The 17512-nt window shown below is 51.5% G+C and carries 12 protein-coding genes; 5 read left to right on the forward strand and 7 right to left on the reverse strand.

The features are described 5' to 3' along the window. The first annotated feature begins 8 nt into the window (after positions 1-8). A complete protein-coding gene (locus BGX12_RS01435) occupies positions 9-2321 on the forward strand; it encodes a DNA internalization-related competence protein ComEC/Rec2 (protein ID WP_370245169.1) in 2313 nt (770 codons plus the stop codon). 9 nt (positions 2322-2330) lie between these two features. Here the strand turns inward: BGX12_RS01435 and BGX12_RS01440 are convergent, their stop codons facing one another. The 5 genes from BGX12_RS01440 to BGX12_RS01460 all read right to left on the reverse strand — a co-directional run bounded on the left by BGX12_RS01440 (position 2331) and on the right by BGX12_RS01460 (position 8535). Continuing rightward, the gene (locus BGX12_RS01440; protein WP_109734320.1) at positions 2331-3095 is read right to left on the reverse strand and encodes a hypothetical protein; all 765 of its coding nucleotides are present in this window, start codon (positions 3093-3095) and stop codon (positions 2331-2333) included. A 46-nt stretch (positions 3096-3141) separates the two neighbouring features. Further along, complete coding sequence (locus BGX12_RS01445; RefSeq protein ID WP_109734321.1) at positions 3142-4836, reverse strand: HD domain-containing phosphohydrolase; 1695 nt, start codon at positions 4834-4836, stop codon at positions 3142-3144. A 166-nt stretch (positions 4837-5002) separates the two neighbouring features. After that, positions 5003-7231 carry a polyribonucleotide nucleotidyltransferase gene (gene pnp, locus BGX12_RS01450; RefSeq protein ID WP_370245194.1) on the reverse strand — a complete coding sequence of 743 codons (2229 nt, stop codon included), beginning with the start codon at positions 7229-7231 and terminating at the stop codon, positions 5003-5005. Positions 7232-7293: 62 nt separating this feature from the next. Beyond that, positions 7294-7566, reverse strand: coding sequence for a 30S ribosomal protein S15 (rpsO, locus tag BGX12_RS01455; RefSeq protein WP_109734323.1), 273 nt, complete (start codon positions 7564-7566; stop codon positions 7294-7296). 261 nt (positions 7567-7827) lie between these two features. Beyond that, a complete protein-coding gene (locus tag BGX12_RS01460) occupies positions 7828-8535 on the reverse strand; it encodes a hypothetical protein (RefSeq protein ID WP_109734324.1) in 708 nt (235 codons plus the stop codon). Positions 8536-8583: 48 nt separating this feature from the next. Here BGX12_RS01460 and hisC point away from each other — a divergent pair, with 48 nt between their 5' ends. From hisC to BGX12_RS01480, 4 genes are all read left to right on the forward strand, one after another. Beyond that, complete coding sequence (gene hisC, locus BGX12_RS01465; protein ID WP_109734325.1) at positions 8584-9669, forward strand: histidinol-phosphate transaminase; 1086 nt, start codon at positions 8584-8586, stop codon at positions 9667-9669. 240 nt (positions 9670-9909) lie between these two features. Beyond that, entirely contained in the window at positions 9910-10713 is an 804-nt protein-coding gene (locus tag BGX12_RS01470) for an inositol monophosphatase family protein (RefSeq protein WP_109734326.1), read from the forward strand. 142 nt (positions 10714-10855) lie between these two features. Then, positions 10856-11944 carry a histidine phosphatase family protein gene (locus tag BGX12_RS01475; protein ID WP_158278133.1) on the forward strand — a complete coding sequence of 363 codons (1089 nt, stop codon included), beginning with the start codon at positions 10856-10858 and terminating at the stop codon, positions 11942-11944. A gap of 141 nt (positions 11945-12085) precedes the next feature. Further along, positions 12086-14689, forward strand: coding sequence for a T9SS type A sorting domain-containing protein (locus tag BGX12_RS01480; RefSeq protein WP_233246206.1), 2604 nt, complete (start codon positions 12086-12088; stop codon positions 14687-14689). 145 nt (positions 14690-14834) lie between these two features. On the opposite strand, the gene BGX12_RS01485 is transcribed toward BGX12_RS01480, so the two are convergent. Then, positions 14835-17330, reverse strand: coding sequence for an ATP-dependent Clp protease ATP-binding subunit (locus tag BGX12_RS01485; protein ID WP_109734328.1), 2496 nt, complete (start codon positions 17328-17330; stop codon positions 14835-14837). A gap of 29 nt (positions 17331-17359) precedes the next feature. Next, positions 17360-17506, reverse strand: a complete 147-nt coding sequence (locus BGX12_RS15420; protein WP_158278134.1) for a hypothetical protein — start codon at positions 17504-17506, stop codon at positions 17360-17362. Positions 17507-17512 lie beyond the last annotated feature (6 nt).

The raw sequence follows: 17512 nt of genomic DNA on the forward strand, positions 1-17512 counted from the left end.
AACCCCTGATGGGAAAACCAGCCCTATTGAGCGCCCTGGTTTTAACCACCACCATCGCAAGCATTCAGGAGCCTACTTATGCTCCAGTGTTTCTACTAGCTATTGCGATACTCACCCACTTCTTTTCCCGACGGCTCCAATGGGCTATTTTTGTGACTTTGTCCGCAGGAATACTATCGCTTGAGTTTTTTTCACAGCAGACGGATTCCGTACAAATTTTCCATCCCGAAGCTTGCGGGACCGTAGAAGCCTCACAGCCTAGGGCAAATGGATATGCCATCCTGGTAAACGTCTCGGAAGATTCTACCCAAAAATCCTACCGAGTCCGTCTGACAGAAAAACGGGATTTGTCCATCATTCCCCTGCCAGGAGACTCCATCTGCTACGAAGCTAGTTGGTATCCCGTAACACCTCCTACAGTACCAGGAGCCTTCGATACGGAAGGCTGGCTTCGATCCCAACATTTAGCAGCTTACGGAAAATTCAAACATTGGACAGTCCATGGTCATCAATGGATTCCCGAAAGGAGTTTCTTTGAATTCCGCCAGTGGATCAAGACCCGTTTCAGGAAATACCTGGACGATTCAGAAACAGGCCTTCTCCTGGGGTTATTAGCCGGAGACCGATCCGGAATTCCAGACGCACTCCGCAGTGATTTTCAGAGGTCAGGATTAGTCCACGTTCTTGCCATTAGCGGGTTCCATGTAGTCCTTCTTGCGGGAATGCTCATGATATTCCTGAAAGCCACCCGCCTCCCTCACCGCATGGTAAGAATTCTAGCGGTTATTCTCCTACTGGTATACATTCCCGTCACAGGAGGTTCCCCAGCCGTTCGCCGCGCAGTCATCATGTTCGCGGTCCCGCAAATAGGCGCCATATTCCAGAGAACCTCCAACACCCTAAACAGTTTGGGAGTGGCTCTTATCCTATTGATTCTTCCGGAACCAAACGTCATCTGGAACCCAGGTTTTCAGCTTTCCGTTGCGGCAACCGCAGGAATTCTCATTAGCGGGCCCATGAATCCCTTGAAGAATCTACCATCCAGATTCAAGAGAAATAAACTCTGGCAGAAATTCCAGGAATTCGTGGTGGAGCCAACTTACGTCACCTTGTGTGCCACCTTATCTACAGCCCCATTCCTCATCCATCATTTCAAGACATTGTCCCCCTTCGCCTGGCTAGGAAACATTGTAGTCGTCCCCTCCATTTCCATGGGAATGCAAGCGGGGCTTTTCGGGCTGTTGTGCCCCATAGACGAAATCCGCCAGTATTTCTGCTATGCAGCCCGTTTCTTTCTAAGACTCGCCTCCCTTCTCACCAAGTTCCTTTCAGATTCATCGCAGGCAGCCACAACAGTCGGCCCCTTCGGTCCATCCATTCTATTGTTGTGCGGATTCCTCATCCTCCTTATTCCAGCTTACCGAAACAATCCTCTGGCAAGAAAACTAGCCTTAGGGAGCCTTCTTTTTTTTAGCGTCCATTTCCTTTGTGTCGGTTACCAGCGGGCAATAGTCCCCACCTGGTCCTTGACCACAGTGGATGTGGGGCAGGGCGATTCCCATCTTATTACCACCCCCTCCCAAAAACATATTCTGGTGGATTCAGGGGACGCCCCCGACCCTTTGGATAAACACAGCAAGTCCACTCCCGACGCAGGAAAAAACATTCTCGTTCCTTATCTTCATCACATTGGCGTTTCCACTCTGGACGCCCTCATCATTACTCATGCGGACAAGGACCACTTCGGCGGATCCTTATCCCTCATCAGGACTTTTCCCGTAAAGGAAATCTGGATGTCCCGCTGCTCCCGCGAGGAAACCAAGCCCCTATGGAAGCAGGTCATCCGTGAGGCCAATCGCCGACACATCCCCATCAGGGATATCCACCGTGGAATCCTCTGGAAAGAAAACCTTTTCCAGCTATGGGTTCTTCATCCGGACACATCGGGCTGCACCGACGAGAACACCCAGAGCATCACCCTCAGGGCCAAAGGACTTGGTCACTCCGCAATCCTCACAGGCGACCTGACCGTCGCAGGAGAAAAACAGATTCTCCGCTCCGGGATTTACTTAAAAAGTGACGTCCTGAAATTGGGACACCACGGGTCAAAAACTTCCAGCAGCAGGCCTTTTCTGGAGCAGGTACAGCCTCAAGTCGCCATCATTTCCAGCGGAAGGCGCAACAGATTTCGCCATCCCCACAAGCAGGTCATCCAGCGACTGGATTCACTCTCCATTCCCTATTTGAACACCGCAGAAAAGGGAACCATTAAAATGACCTTCAGCAAAGATTCACTGAAGGTTCACACCATGCTGGAATAACGACGGGATTTAATTTTCCGAAGCGGCCGCGTTGCGGCGTTTCAGCTCGTTATTCAGCGGAACATAGATAAAACTAAAAAGTATATAACCGCAGAGCAGAACAATCCAGTGATTCCAATGCAGTCGAGTTTCAATGAAATGCATTTCCACAAACATGAAGGGACCTGCAATCAGGAACAACGGCAGTTGCCTGCACTGATCCGCCAGCGAAAAACGACTTTCGTAGCTGACAATGGAATTCATCATGGGGAAACTGGTACAAAAGCCCCCCATCAACCGCTTAATGAACATCAATCCGCTCACCACGCAAGCAATGGCAGGAGCCTTGATATATATAGGCAGCGGAGTCTTGTAGCGTATTCCAGCACTATACTTCTGCTTCTGGAACATAATGGTGCCTACAACAAAATCGAAGGCACAGACCCCCAGGAAAAAGCCCTCGCCTTCAGGAATTCGCGGCATCAGAAAAGTACCCAGCAGGACAAAGCAGGCCAGTCCAATAATGATGGAAGGAACAATGGGAATTCTTGCCTTATAATGAAGGATTCGAACAATGTTTGCATACAGCATACACATGAATCCAGAGATGGCGTTGGCGGCTCCAATAGGAAGACCAACCGCGATATAGGCAAAACCAAAGGGAATAGGAATAGTAGCCGTCACCGCCTTCAACTGAGGGTCCTTCAAGTACGCACTCAAAGTTCCCAGGGCGGTAACCATGACCACCAGGAGCCAATCATAAAAAGTAAAGTTAAAATTCAGCGATTCCAGCATGACGGGCCCAAAGATAGCTAAGTCATTAGCAGCCCGCTAGGGAACTTTAGGATTCCATACTTCTATAGTATTCTTCAAGGCGAGGACGAGCCCTATCAAAGTACACCCTCAGGGAAGGATCGAACTGAGTGCCCATGCCTTCAATGATGATATCATAAGCCTTTTCAAAGGAGAACTTGTCCTTATAGCAACGCTTACTGACCAATGCGTCATAGACGTCGGCAACAGCCATCACGCGTGCTTCAAAAGGAATCTCCGCACCCTTCAAGCCGTTGGGATAGCCCTTACCATTGAAATGCTCATGATGGAACCAGGCCACATTTCTTGCAATCTGAACGAAGGACGGTTCCTCGATCTGAGACAGGAGGTTTTCCACAATGGCAGCCCCCTGAGACGGATGAGTCTTCATGACTTCGTATTCTTCCGGAGTGAATCGACCCGGCTTACGCAAGATAGCGTCATCAATGGCAATCTTACCCAGGTCGTGCATAGGCGCACTCTTGATCAAGGCGTCATAGAACTTATCGCTGTAGTTGGAATCAGGATCCTTTCGCAGTTCTTCCACCAGGATCGCAACCACCTGGCTCGTACGTTTGATATGGCCCCCGGTATTGCTGTCACGGCTTTCGACCATGTTCGCCATGCCCACCACCATCTGTTCCTGAATAGCGTGAATCTGGGAAGCATTTGTCTTAGCCAGACTTTCCAAGCGGCTGTTGCTGTTGCCCAGCATGCGTACGTAGTTATGGATTTCAGTATCGTCTTCGACTTTGAACAGGTTGGCGGCCTTCTGGGCGGCAAAACGAAGTACCTTTAGGGAAAGCTTGTAATGACGCTTTCCACGACTCACTTCCTTGAACTCGACCTTCTTACCAGATTCATAATCCTTAACCCAGTTAATGAGCAACAACTCCATTTCAGAATTATTGGACATGATCTTGTCCACACGACAACGACGAAGTTCACGGAAGAATCCGTAAGCAATTTTATTGGCACCCAGGAAATGGAAATCCGAGAATACAGAAATGTAACCGTCGGTGTTATTCTCTTCAAGAGCATTTACCACGTTCTGGGTAATGTCATAATATCGGACACGGTAACAGATGTAGAGAAGAACAAACTGGTCGAACACATAAACCGCGGGCATGATGACCGTGTCCGTTTCAAGGAATCGAGCCAGGATGAAAGAAAGAATACTTACAATTTCAATCAAGGAGAGGGCTATAAGACTCTTGTAGGAAACGTTCTTTTTCTTGGCAAAGGAATAGACGATCAAGCTGATATTCGCAATGACATATCCCACCAACATGACATTGAACAACGTGTGGCCAGGCCCATAAGTAGCCACATAGTTTCCAACACCATAGGTCTGAACATACTCAATCGAGGTATAATAAATGTCGCTATAGCCAACTGTTGCGGAAAGGCCAAAAACAAGGAACGAAAACAGATAGAGGAATAGTCTTCCCCATGCCGGGAAAGGAGTTCCACAAACAGCAAGAACGGCATTGAAGGTAAACATGGGCAGGAAGATTGCCGCCACATAGTTCATCTTATTCGCTATAATAGCTTCGCCCACGTCCGTGGACAAAGCCAACAGCAAATGACCAACGCAGGCAACAAATGCTGCAAAAAATATGGCGAAATAAGGACCACGTTGTCCACCGTGGTTTATTCGCGTAAGCACAACGATGTTGATTGCCGCTATAACGCAAAGCGCAATAAAATATCCAATAACCATTATAACATGCCCTTCTTGCACCAAACCCACAAGAAAGATAGTTATTTACAAAAACGCTTCAATTCTGCTACACCAGAAATGTTAAGAAAAATCAACATATATCGTTATAAAAAAAGACCGCCCTGGTCTAACCCAGAGCGGTCATCTTTAAAGTTCGAGCTCGAAATTAAGCTTCGGTTGCGGTCGCTTCTGCAGCAGCGGGTGCTTCAGGAGCGGCTTCTACTGCGGGAGCAGCTTCAGCAGGTGCTTCGGCCTTCGGGGGGAGCAGAGCCTTCATGGAAAGCTTGACCTTACCCTTCGGGTCAACACCGAGGCAGAGAACTTCAACTTCGTCACCGACGTGAACAACGTCTTCGACCTTGTCGACGCGATGGTCAGCAAGTTCAGAGATGTGCACGAGACCGTCACGACCCGGGAGGATTTCAACGAATGCGCCGAACGGCTGGATCGTCTTCACCTTGCCCTTGTACTTGCGGCCCGGTTCCGGTTCTGCAGTGAGTTCTTCGATCATGCGGCGGCAAACTGCAGCAGCCTTACCAGTCGGAGCAGCGATGTCAACGTTACCGTTGTCGTCGATATTGATGGTGCAGCCAGTCTGAGCCTGCATGCCCTTAATGACAGAGCCACCAGAGCCGATCACGTCACGGATCTTGTTGGTGGGCACCTTCATCTTAAGCATGGTCGGAGCCTTTTCGGAAACCTTCGGACGGGGTGCTGCGAGGCCCAGTTCAGCCATACGGCCGAGAATGTGGAGACGGCCCTGCTTGGCCTGTTCCAAAGCCTGACGCATCAGTTCCGGAGTGATACCACGGATCTTGATATCCATCTGGAAGGCAGTGATACCTTCTGCGGTACCAGTCACCTTGAAGTCCATATCGCCGAGGTGGTCTTCAGTGCCAGTAATGTCGGACAAGATTTCAATCTTGCCGCCTTCCTTCACGGAACCCTTTTCGGAGATGAGGCCCATTGCGATACCAGCAACCGGAGCCTTGATAGGAACGCCAGCGTCCATCAAGGAGAGGCAGCCACCGCAAACGGAAGCCATGGAAGAAGAACCGTTGGATTCCTGAATTTCGGAAACCACGCGGATGGTGTACGGGAAATCTTCGGGCAGCGGAAGAACTGCAGCCAGAGAGCGTTCTGCGAGATGGCCGTGACCAATTTCGCGACGGCTGGTGCCGAGACGCTTGCATTCACCCACGCTGTACGGCGGGAAGTTGTAATGCAGCATGTAGCTCTTAGCGCCTTCGCCCTGGAGGCTTTCGTAACGCTGTTCGTCAGCCTTAGTACCGAGAGTACATACAACGAAACCCTGAGTTTCACCGCGCTGGAAAATGGCGGAGCCATGAGCGCTGGGGAGAACACCCATATCAATTTCGATGGGGCGGATTTCGGTAGTGGTACGACCGTCGAGACGGACATGTTCGTTGAGGATCATTTCGCGCATTGCGGTGCGTTCCAGATCACCAAAGATTGCCTTGGCATCAGCAAGGAGAGCAGCGTCCTGAGCGTCACCTTCGCCGATGATAGCGAGGATGCGAGGATCTTCAGTCATACGCTTGCAGAGATCTGCCATAGCCGGATAGAAGTCGGTCTTGACCATGTTGGAATGAACGTCCTTCTGGAGTTCGTCATTCACAACTTCCTTGACTGCAACGAGCAGTTTGTCGTGAGCTTCGCCGAGATCCTTCGGAGCGAGGATCATCTTCGGCATCTTGCCACACTGGTCCACAAGCTTCTGCTGAGCAACGCAGAGCTGCTTGATGACTTCGTGACCGGCGAGGATTGCGTTGATCATGGTGTCTTCGGACACTTCATAAGCGCCACCTTCCACCATGCAGACGGAGTCTTCGGTACCGGCGACCACCATGTCCAGATCGGCGCATGCGATCTGATCATAGGTCGGCATCACAACGTTCTGACCGTCAACCACAGCCACACGAACTGCAGCAACCTGCTGTTCGAACGGGAGGTCAGAAAGACCAATGGAGAGAGAAGCAGCGCTCACGCCGAGAACGTCGGGAGCGAACTTCTTGTCGGCAGACATGACCTGCACGATGACCTGGACTTCACGAGTGAAGTTTTCCGGGAACATGGGGCGGATCGGTCGGTCGATAATACGAGCGGACAGGGTTTCTTCGTCAGACGGACGACCGGCTTCACGCTTGGAGTAGCCACCCGGGAGGCGACCAGCAGCGTAGGCCTTTTCGCGGTATTCAACCGTCAGGGGGAAGAAGTCACCTTCCTTTTCTTCGCCATAGCAGACAGTGGACAGGACGAATGCGTCACCCATCTTGGCAACAGCAGCGCCACGAGCCTGCTTAGCAATACGGCCGGTTTCGAAAGAGATGACTCGACCATCGGGAAGTGTTACAGACACTTCCTTCGGGTCCAGCATCTTGCCGTACTTTTCTTTGTAAGCATCAATAGACATAGATTATCTCCAGTCCACAGAAATTAGCCGCGCAGACCAAGTTCCTTGATGAGAGCACGCTGAGCGATAATATCCTTTTCGCCGTAGTACTTGAGGAGGTTCTTGCGCTTTGCAACCATCATAGCCAGACCACGCAGAGAGTGGTGGTCCTTCTTGTGCTGCTTGGCATGTTCGGTGAGGTTCTTGATCTTTTCGGTCAGGAGAGCGATCTGAACGCGGACGTTACCGGTGTCCTTTTCGTTTGCGCCGAACTTAGCGGTGATTTCTGCAGCCTTTTCTTTAGTAATAGTAGCCATTTTACTACCTGTTCCTTTTGGTTTGTTTGTTTTACTGTGTTACACGTTTGCACCCGAGTATTCTACATGCACTCCCAGTGGAATTAACTGGTCGGGAATACCAAGGTGAAATGACGTTGGCATAAATATAGGATAGTTGGAAGCAAGAAGTAGGGCGTAAGAAGAAAAAAGATGGCAAAAAAAGGGGTGTTTTCGACGAAAATCGAAAGCACCCTCGTAATTTTAAACGTTTTTCCGCAAACGCGTCGTATTTTTCGGATTTTACAACCCCATGAGGACATACAGGCCAACAGCCTTCTGGTTATTATTGTTTTCCTGGAGGATGCCGATATCAAAATCCAGACGGACACGGGCACCGCCTATCGCAAATTCCAGCTTGGGGATAATATCAAGCATAAAGTCCTCCTTTACGTTTCCGATACTTCCCGATGAGGTAATTTCAATCATGCAAACCACGGCCCTTCCGAAATGGAGCGTAGGGGTCATCCCCACCACCAGCTTGGCAATGCCGTCTTCTCCCGTGGCCCCGTCCAGGAAACCGCTACGTAATTCATAGGCGTTCGAGAAGTTCTTGGCGATATAGTGTTCCATTCCGTAGGTAAACACAAGGGCGCTTTTATCATTGCGATTTAGACCAAAGTAACCATCCAGTTCGATGTAGGAACCGGGTTTATAACGGTAACGGCCACCAAAATCCACAGAGGCCACTACATTTTCCAGTCTATTGTAGGCGTACACATCAACCTTCACGCCCACATCCCATTCCTTGGCCAACGTACCCATCAGGTTCACGGGAATGACCACATTGTCGCTAAAATCAGAACGAAGACCAACGCCAGCCGCAAATTTAGGAGCCGGTTTCGAGTCCGGACCATAGGTATAGCGCATATCCCAAATGCGATCCAGGGCAAAGGAGTTTGCAGAAAGCAAGGTTGCAAAAGCTAAAATCAAAATACGGGTAAACTTCATACCAATAAATTTAGCTAAATTTGCGCCGTTAAGAATAAGAGGTTTAAAATGATCGAACCACGTCCGGAATTATCCAAGCTTTCTGACTACGTCCCTGGCAAGTCCATGGACGAAATTCGTGCGAAATACGGCCTTACCGATGTAGTGAAGTTGGCCTCCAACGAAAATCCCCTCGGTCCCTCCCCCAAGGCCAAGGAAGCCTACCTGAAGATTGTGGACACATTGCACCTCTACCCCCGCGGCGATGCTCCCACCCTGATTAACGCGTTGGCAGAATTCTACGGCGTTAAGACCAGCCAGCTGGTGCTGGGCAACGGTTCAGACGAAATCATCGACATGGTGGGTAAGGCATTCATCCGCCAGGGCGACAACTGCGTGGGCATTACCCCCACCTTCAGCGTCTACAAGTTCACCACCCTCTCCAACGGTGCCGATTTCATTGGCGTTGGGGTCGGTGACCAAAAGACCGACTTGAATAATTTGGCCGCCGCCATCAACGACAAGACCCGCGTAGCCTTTATCTGCAGTCCCAACAACCCCACGGGCGTTTACTACACCGGTGCAGAACTTGAAGAATTTTTGAGCAAGGTTCCTTCCAACGTGATGGTGTTCCTGGACGAAGCCTACGCAGAATTTGCAACTGCGGAAGACTATCCCCGCATGTTCGAGATGATTGCGAAATACCCCAATTTGCTCATCAACCGTACCTTCAGCAAGATCTACGGTCTGGCAGGCATCCGTCTGGGTTACGCCATTTCCAGCGAGCAGATCATCAAGGCCATGTGGAAGATCAAGCCGCCTTTCGACATCAACCTGGCAGCACAGGCCGCAGCTATCGCCGCCCTCTCCGACAAGGGCCACGTAGAAAGTACCCGCCAGCTGAATGCCGACGGAATCAAGGTGCTGAAGCCCTTCTTTGAAGGTCTGGGTTTCAAGGTTCTCCCCACCCAGGGAAACTTCATCTGCGTACATATCGGTCCGAAAGCCAAGGAAATGGTCCAGTTCCTGGAAGAAAACGGTATGATCATCCGCGGTCTTACCAGCTTCGGTCTCCCCGAACATGTCCGTATCACCTTGGGTAAGCCTGAAGAAAATAAGTTCTTGATGGAACTGGTCAGCAAGTGGGTAAAGTAGAGAAATTAGGGGCTAGAATCTAGGTTCTAGGGGCTAGGGCCGCAGGATGCAAGCGCTTGTGATTTTGAGAAAGTTTCGTCTTTAAATAGCCCGATGGAGTATTCTTAATATCCCTAATCACTATCCCCTGAACCCTATACCCTAAAATCTCTAGATTCTAATCTCTACCCCTATACCCTGCACCCTGTCCCCTTAAACCTCCAATCTCTAGTTTCTAGTCTCTAATTTCTAATCTCTATTATGGCTACATCCGAAAACATTGATTTATTGAATATCGCCTTAAAGGCAGCTGATCTTGCCCAGGGCAACATCCTGAAGTATTTCCAGAACGACGTCGGAGTGGAATGGAAGGCTGACAAGACCCCCGTGACCATCGCTGACAAGAAGACCGAAGAACTTTGCCGCGAATTCTGGGCAAAGGAAACTCCCGGCTTTGGCGTCATTGGCGAAGAGTTCGGAATCGAAAGTCCCGACGCAGAATACCAGTGGGTCATCGACCCCATTGACGGCACCAAGGCTTTCATTCACGGAGTCCCGCTGTTTGGCACTTTGATTGCACTGTACCGCCGTGGCGAAGCCATCGCAAGCCTTATCCGCATTCCTGCCATGAACACCGCCGTATGGGCCGTGAAGGATGGTGGCGCATTCCTGGACGGACGCCCGGTGAAATGTTCCAAGGTGGAAACGCTCTCTGAATCCCTCGTCCTGAGTGGAACGGTCAACACGATGGAAACCGCGGGCTATGGCGAGGCCTACGCCGCCGTACGTCGCGCCGCACGCCTCCACCGCGGTTGGGGCGACTGCTACGGATATTACCTGGTGGCCGCGGGACGCGCCGAACTGATGTTAGACCCCATTGTTTCCCTCTGGGATATCGCACCGTACCCGCTGCTCTTCTCCGAAGCGGGAGGCAAGTTCAGCACCATCGACGGCAAGACGGAACTGTTTGACGCCAACGGCAAGCCGGTTTCTTCCATCTACGAAGGCTATACCAGCTGCGCCTCCAACGGGCTCATCCACAACGAAGTGCTGAGCAAGTTCTAACGGATTCTAAAAATTCCAAGCTTAGAGCCCCGGACTTTTTAGTCCGGGGCTTTCTGCGTCGTACATCCCCCACTCCCAAATTTTATTTACAACCTTTATGAACTTCAATAAATTATATTACAGGAATAAATTTGAGGATTTTATGAAGACAAAACTGTTTACGAAAGCCCCAATCCTGCTGGCAGCACTTCTCGCCGCAGCAATGAGTTTTACCGCTTGCGGCGACGATTCCGGAAGCGGCACCCCCAACGCTCCCGTTGTAGATCCAGGCCAGCAGCCTACTGGTCCGTCTGTAGATCCGCAGAATCCCAGCAACACCGACACTCCGGTTGTCCCGGCTAGTTCCACCAGCGAAAACGTTCCTGTCGTTCAATCTTCCAGTTCCATGGTTCCGTCTGGTCCCTCCGAAACTCCCGTTGCAGAAGCAGGTTGCGCTGCAGGCGAAGTTCCCAACCCGGTAATCTTCCCCCAGGACGACTTTACCGACATTGGGGATGTCTACAAGAACATCCAGTGTAACGAAAAAGTGGTTTTCATCGTCCGCCACGCCGAACGCGACGCAAGCACCAGTAAGGAATCCCCCCTCACCTTGGACGGCGTAGAAGCAGCTGTTGCCGCAGGCCAGAAATTGGCAGGTCCTGGTGAATTCAAGTTCGTGAACTCCGGATTCCTTAGAACCTTCCAGACCGTTTACTATATGGCTATTGGTCGTGGTCAGTACCCGGCTAATCCTGGTTTCCAGGATTCCCTTGCTGCGTGGACCGTGGTTACCGATCTCGAAGAAGGTTTCGTAGTCCCCGCCAACTTCCCCACCGACACCATCACCCAGATTACCGATGGCTGGTACCTAAAGGACAAGGAACTTCGTGAAGTCTACAAGACTCGCGACTCCATCAGCAACGTCAACCAGATGTATTCCCTCTGGATTTACGAAGACATGTATCAGGACGTCTACTACGATCTTGAAGAACGTAGCAAGGAAGTGCTCAACACCTACCTGATCAAGGATTACAGCCAGATGCCCAAGTACACCCTTATGGGCTCCCATGACCAGTTCCTGATGCCCCTCCTCAGCTGGGCAACCAACAAGGCCATCAACTTGATTTTCCTGGATGAAAACAAGCAGTGGAAGTGGGTGGGATTCCTTTCCGGCATTGCCATCATCATCAATGACAAGAACGAAGTCCGCTACGCCCCCATCAAGGGAATGGAAAAGGGTTACGGAAGGTGATTTTCATCAAATTTTCTTAACATTCGTTGAGAAAACATAAACGTTTTATAGAAGGATAACCTGTCTGGTTATCCTTTTTCCGTTTTTTGGAGGTACTTTATAACTTGGATTGTTATAAATATTTGGTTAACAGAGAGGAATATGATGTTTGGTAAAATTAAGACCATCGGTATTATGGCTGCCGTTATCGCCACCGGCGTAACCCAGTCCAATGCAGAAGCCTACGACTGGGGAAACGTCCGCTTTGATGGCGGTGGTTTCATGAGCGCAATTTTGCCCAGCCCGTACCAAAAAGACTTGATTTATGCCCGCACAGACGTGGGCGGCATTTACCGTTGGGATGTGACCAAATCCACCTGGGTCCCCCTAATGGACTTCCTCAGCGAAAACGACAAAGGTCTCTACGGTACCGAGGCATTCGCCCTTGACCCCAATGATCCCGCACGTATTTACGTTCTTGGCGGCACAGGTTACTTCAGCAGAGGCCGCACAGCAGTGTTCAGCAGTAAGGACTACGGAGCCTCCTGGGATACAAGCTACGTAGAAATGCTGGCCCACGGTAACGGCATGGGCCGCCAGACCGGCGAAAAGCTGGCAGTGGACCCCAATATGGGCAACATCGTCCTTTGCGGTAGCCGTACCAAGGGTCTTTTCAAGAGCGAAGACTACGGCAAAACCTGGAAGAACATTTACGAAGTGGCCCTCAGTTCCGCCACCGAATCTAGCCTCAACGGCGTTAACGGCATCGCTTTCGTCATGTTTGACGAATCCCAGGGCAAGCTTGCCGACGGTAGCACCGCAACCATCTACATCGGCATTTCCGACACCAAGGACAACCTGCAGGTTTCCAAGGATGGCGGCAAGACCTGGAAAGTCATCTCCGGAGGTCCTTCCAAGTATATGCCCCATCGCGCAAAGATTGTAGACGGCGACATGTTCATCACTTATGCCGATGGTCCCGGTCCCCACACCATCAATAGTGGCGCCGTCATGAAGCTGAACCTCAAGACCGGCGAATGGACCGACATTACGCCTTACGATGACGAGGAAGACGAAAACGGCAAGGTGCAGCACAAGAAGAACGAAAGTTCCTACGGCGGTATCGCTATCGACCCGGAAGACAAGAACCACATTGTCGTTTCTACTCTGGGTAAATATACCGGCCGTCATGTCACCATTGACGAAAAGGACAACTACGGCGACCGCATTTACGTCTCTACCGACGGTGGCAAGAACTGGACTCACGGCCAGCATTATGGCGATATCCCCAACATCGACGCCAACGGTACCAACTGGATTCCGGGAAACGCCATCCACTGGGCAGGCTCCCTGGAATTCGATCCCTTCAATAACAAAAAAGTCTGGGTCACCAGCGGCAACGGCATCTTCACTACGGACGACATTACCGCCAAGGTTCCCGTCTGGAAATTTGAATCCAAGGGCGTGGAAGAAACCGTTCCCCTGGACATTGTAAGCATTCCTGGCGGCCCGCTGGTCACTGCAATTGGCGACTACGACGGCGGCGTCTACACCGACATTAACGCACCTGTAAAGCGCCACTTCCCCATCGTAGGCTCTACGGAAAGCATCGGCTACGCACCTCTAACCGGCTCCCTGGTCCGTACGGGCGTGATTACCAAGTATTACACCTACGAGTCCAAGAACTACAAGAAGATGTACCGTTCCGACGACATGGGCGCCACCTGGGACGAACTCCCTCAGGACACCGTGGGAGAAATGGCAAACAAGATCAAGGGTTACCTGACCATGTCCGCAGACGGAAAGGTAATCATGCACCGTCCTGAACAATCTTCTGCACTCTATCGTTCTACCGACAACGGCAAGACCTGGACCGAAGTGAAGGCCGGAGAAGGCACCGGAACCGCACGCCTTGCAGCAGACCCCGTAAACCCCGACAAGTTCTACATGATCGGCTCCCAGGGCCAGGTGGTCGTTTCCAACGATGGCGGAAAGACCTTCGAAAAGATAGGCACCCTCAACACCAACGAAAACTTCAACGGCGAAGGCAATCCCATCCGTACCGTTCCCGGTCGTGAAGGCCATATCTGGGTTGCCCGTGACCAGAACCAGCTTTGGCAGGCAGATGGCTATACCCATTACGGTCTGAGCTACTCCGAAGACGGAGGCAAGACCTGGAATGATTGCGAAACCGTCGGTGCTGCCGTTGCTGTGGGTATCGGTAAAGCCAAGGAAGGCGCCGATTACGAAACCATCTTTATCTGGGGCGGCACCAAGGAATACGTCGGTGAAGGCCAGTGGGGCCAGAAGGAATACAAGTATTCCGACGTCGGAATCTACCGCAGTACCGACAAGTGCAAGACCTTTGAACGAATCAACGATGACAAGCACCAGTACGGCGGTCCGGGTAACGGAAAGTTCGTCCAGGGCGACATGAACAACTTCGGCGTCGTGTACATGAGTACCGTCGGCCGCGGCTTGATTGTAGGCGCACCGGAAGGAACTGAATTCGTCCTGAACAACCCCAGAGTCATCAACATCAGCCGTTCCGCAAGCATGATCCAGCAAGGCCGTAGCCTGCAGATCAGTGCGCCCGCCGGTGGCAAGGTCATGATTTACTCCGCAAACGGAAAGCTTGCAATGAGTCAAATCGTCGGCGTCAACGCAAGCGTCGACCTGAACAAGCTTCCGGTTGGCAAGTACATCGTCCGTCTCGTTTCCACCAACGGTTCCAAGCTCACCACTCAGAACATCTTGGTGAAATAATCTAGAAGCCAAGCCGACAAAAGTCGGCATCCTCTAAAGATCATTATAAAAACAGCCTCGGATTTTACTCCGGGGCTGTTCTTGTTTCTGACGATTGTCCGAATTTGAGGGTTAGGAGGAACTTTTTGCAACGTTCCGCAACGCATCACTTCACGGTAAAGGCACCACCTTCGTAGTCGATCACAGCAGGCTTTGCCGCAGACACCGCACCACTCAAAATGGCGTGGCTCAGCACACGTTCCACGTTACGTTCCAAGAAACGCTGAATAGGACGGGCACCGAATTCCGGCTGGTAGGAGCCTTCAGCGATAGCGTCGAGAGCGGCGTCGGACAAGGAAAGTTCCAAGCCCTGACGAGCAGCACGCTTTGCAAGGCCCGCAAACTTCAGCTTTACGATGTCTCGGATCTGAGGCTTGGTGAGGCTCTGGAATACCAGTGTTTCATCCAGACGGTTCAGGAATTCCGGACGGAAGAATCCGCGCAGGTCCCCCTCTTGAAGATTAGAAGTCATCAAGATCAGGGTGTTCTTGAAATTCACCGTGCGGCCCTTGCCATCGGTCAAACGGCCGTCGTCAAGAACCTGGAGCAAGGTGTTGAACACATCGGGATGAGCCTTTTCGATTTCATCCAGCAAGATGACGCAATAAGGCTTGGTGCGAACGGCTTCCGTCAGCTGGCCGCCTTCTTCGTAACCCACGTATCCCGGAGGCGCACCAATCAAACGGCTAACCGCATGCTTTTCCATGTATTCGCTCATATCGATACGGACCAGCGCATTTTCGCTATCGAAAAGTTCCACCGCCAAGGCCTTGGCCAGCTCCGTCTTGCCCACGCCTGTAGGGCCCAGGAACAGGAAACTTCCGATGGGAGCGTTTTCACGGCTCAAACCACTACGGTTACGGAGGATTGCTTCGGAAACAGCTTCCACAGCATCGTCCTGACCAATAACGCGAGCGTGCAGGCGTTCATCCAAATGCAGGAGCTTCGCCTTTTCCCCTTCGCAAAGTTTCGTCACCGGGACGCCGGTCCAACGGCTTACCACCATGGCGATGGTATCCTCGGTCACTTCCTCGCTCAGGTCATCTGCACCTGAGGAAGCTGCAACTGCCGCAGTCTTCTCGGCGATTTCCTTTTCAAGATTCACGATCTTGTTGTACTTCAATTCTGCAGCACGGTTCAAGTCGTAACGGGCTTCTGCCTGTTCCATTTCCGTCTTGGCATCTGCCAGAGATTTCTTCAAGTCGCGGATTTCAGCAAAGGCGGCACGACGATCCTGCCAGCGTTCCTGCATAGCCTTCACGGCGGCTGCAGTCAGCGCAAGTTCCTCACGCAACGCGGTCAAACGTTTAACAGAACTTTCATCCGTTTCCTTTGCCAGAGCCTGCTCCTCGATCTTCATCTGCAGTTCCTTACGCTGCAAGGTATCCAGAGCTTCCGGCACCGTATCCATCTGGGTCTTCACAAGGCTTGCGGCCTCGTCAATCAAGTCGATAGCCTTATCCGGAAGGAATCGGTCACTGATGTAGCGGTTGGAAAGTTTCACTGCGGCCACCAAGGCATTGTCATGCAAGCGCACGCCGTGGTGAGCGTCAAAACCGTCCTTAATGCCACGGAGAATGGAGATTGCCTCTTCTTCGGTAGGTTCCTCCACCTGCACCGGCTGGAAACGACGTTCCAATGCGGAATCCTTTTCGATGTACTTACGGTATTCCTGGGTGGTGGTTGCGCCAATGCAGTGCAGTTCACCACGGGCCAGTTTCGGTTTCAGCATATTGCCCAAGTCCATGGAACCTTCGGTCTTGCCGGCACCCACGATGGTGTGGATTTCATCAATGAACAGAAGAGTATTTCCGTCTTCTTCAAGGGCGTCCAACACAGACTTCAGACGTTCCTCAAAGTCGCCGCGGTACTTTGCACCAGCCATCATGGCGGACAAATCCAAAGCGAACAATTTCTTGCCCTTCAAAGCGTCAGGCACATCGCCGCGATAAATTCGCTCGGCGAGCCCTTCGACGATAGCGGTCTTACCCACGCCAGGTTCACCAACGAGGCAGGGGTTGTTTTTCGTCTTTCGGCTAAGGATCAAGATTACACGACGGATTTCCTCTTCACGGCCAATCACAGGAGCAAGCTTGCCATCGGCAGCCATTTCCACCAGTTCACGGCCATACAATTTCAGCGGGGACTGTTCTTCCGCATTGGCGGCACCAGCGAAAGGATCGGAGAGCCAAGTCTCCACCACTTCCACAGAACCCAGGGCGTCCTCGAACACCTTGGCAATACCGCGGTCCCCAGCGAACTTCATCAAGGCCACCAGCAAGTCACCGGGGGTCACCATACGGTTCACCTGACGGGCAGACTGCACGGCGGCACGCAAGACACGGTTCAAGTCGTTATCCGGAGCCACATCGGGATTGGCGCCCTCTGTACGGGGCACCTTCTGCACGAAAGGCTCCAGGCGACCACGCAATTCATTTCCCTTCACACCCTTACTCTTGTACAGCTTTTTCAGGGTTGCGTCAGGGCCTTCCACAAGACCCACGGCCAAATGGGCACATCCCAAGTAGGAGTGGGAATTACGGTCCATCAAACTCTGGGCCTTAGCCAATACCTTTTCTGCATCATTATTAAAATCAGACATTTTCAACCTCTTTGGCGCTAGGCGCCCTTTTATCTCGCTCTCCTATATGCAAACCCCGTGCCAACCATGCTTTTTATCGAAAAAACAGCCCGTTTTGTTAAAACCAGCGTTTTTGGGGCGGATTTCAGCATTTTATCGATGAAAATTGAATCGTTCCGCATTTCAAAACGATCCATTTTCAG

Origin of the sequence: Fibrobacter sp. UWR4 (assembly GCF_003149045.1) — a bacterium.
Taxonomy (GTDB): domain Bacteria; phylum Fibrobacterota; class Fibrobacteria; order Fibrobacterales; family Fibrobacteraceae; genus Fibrobacter.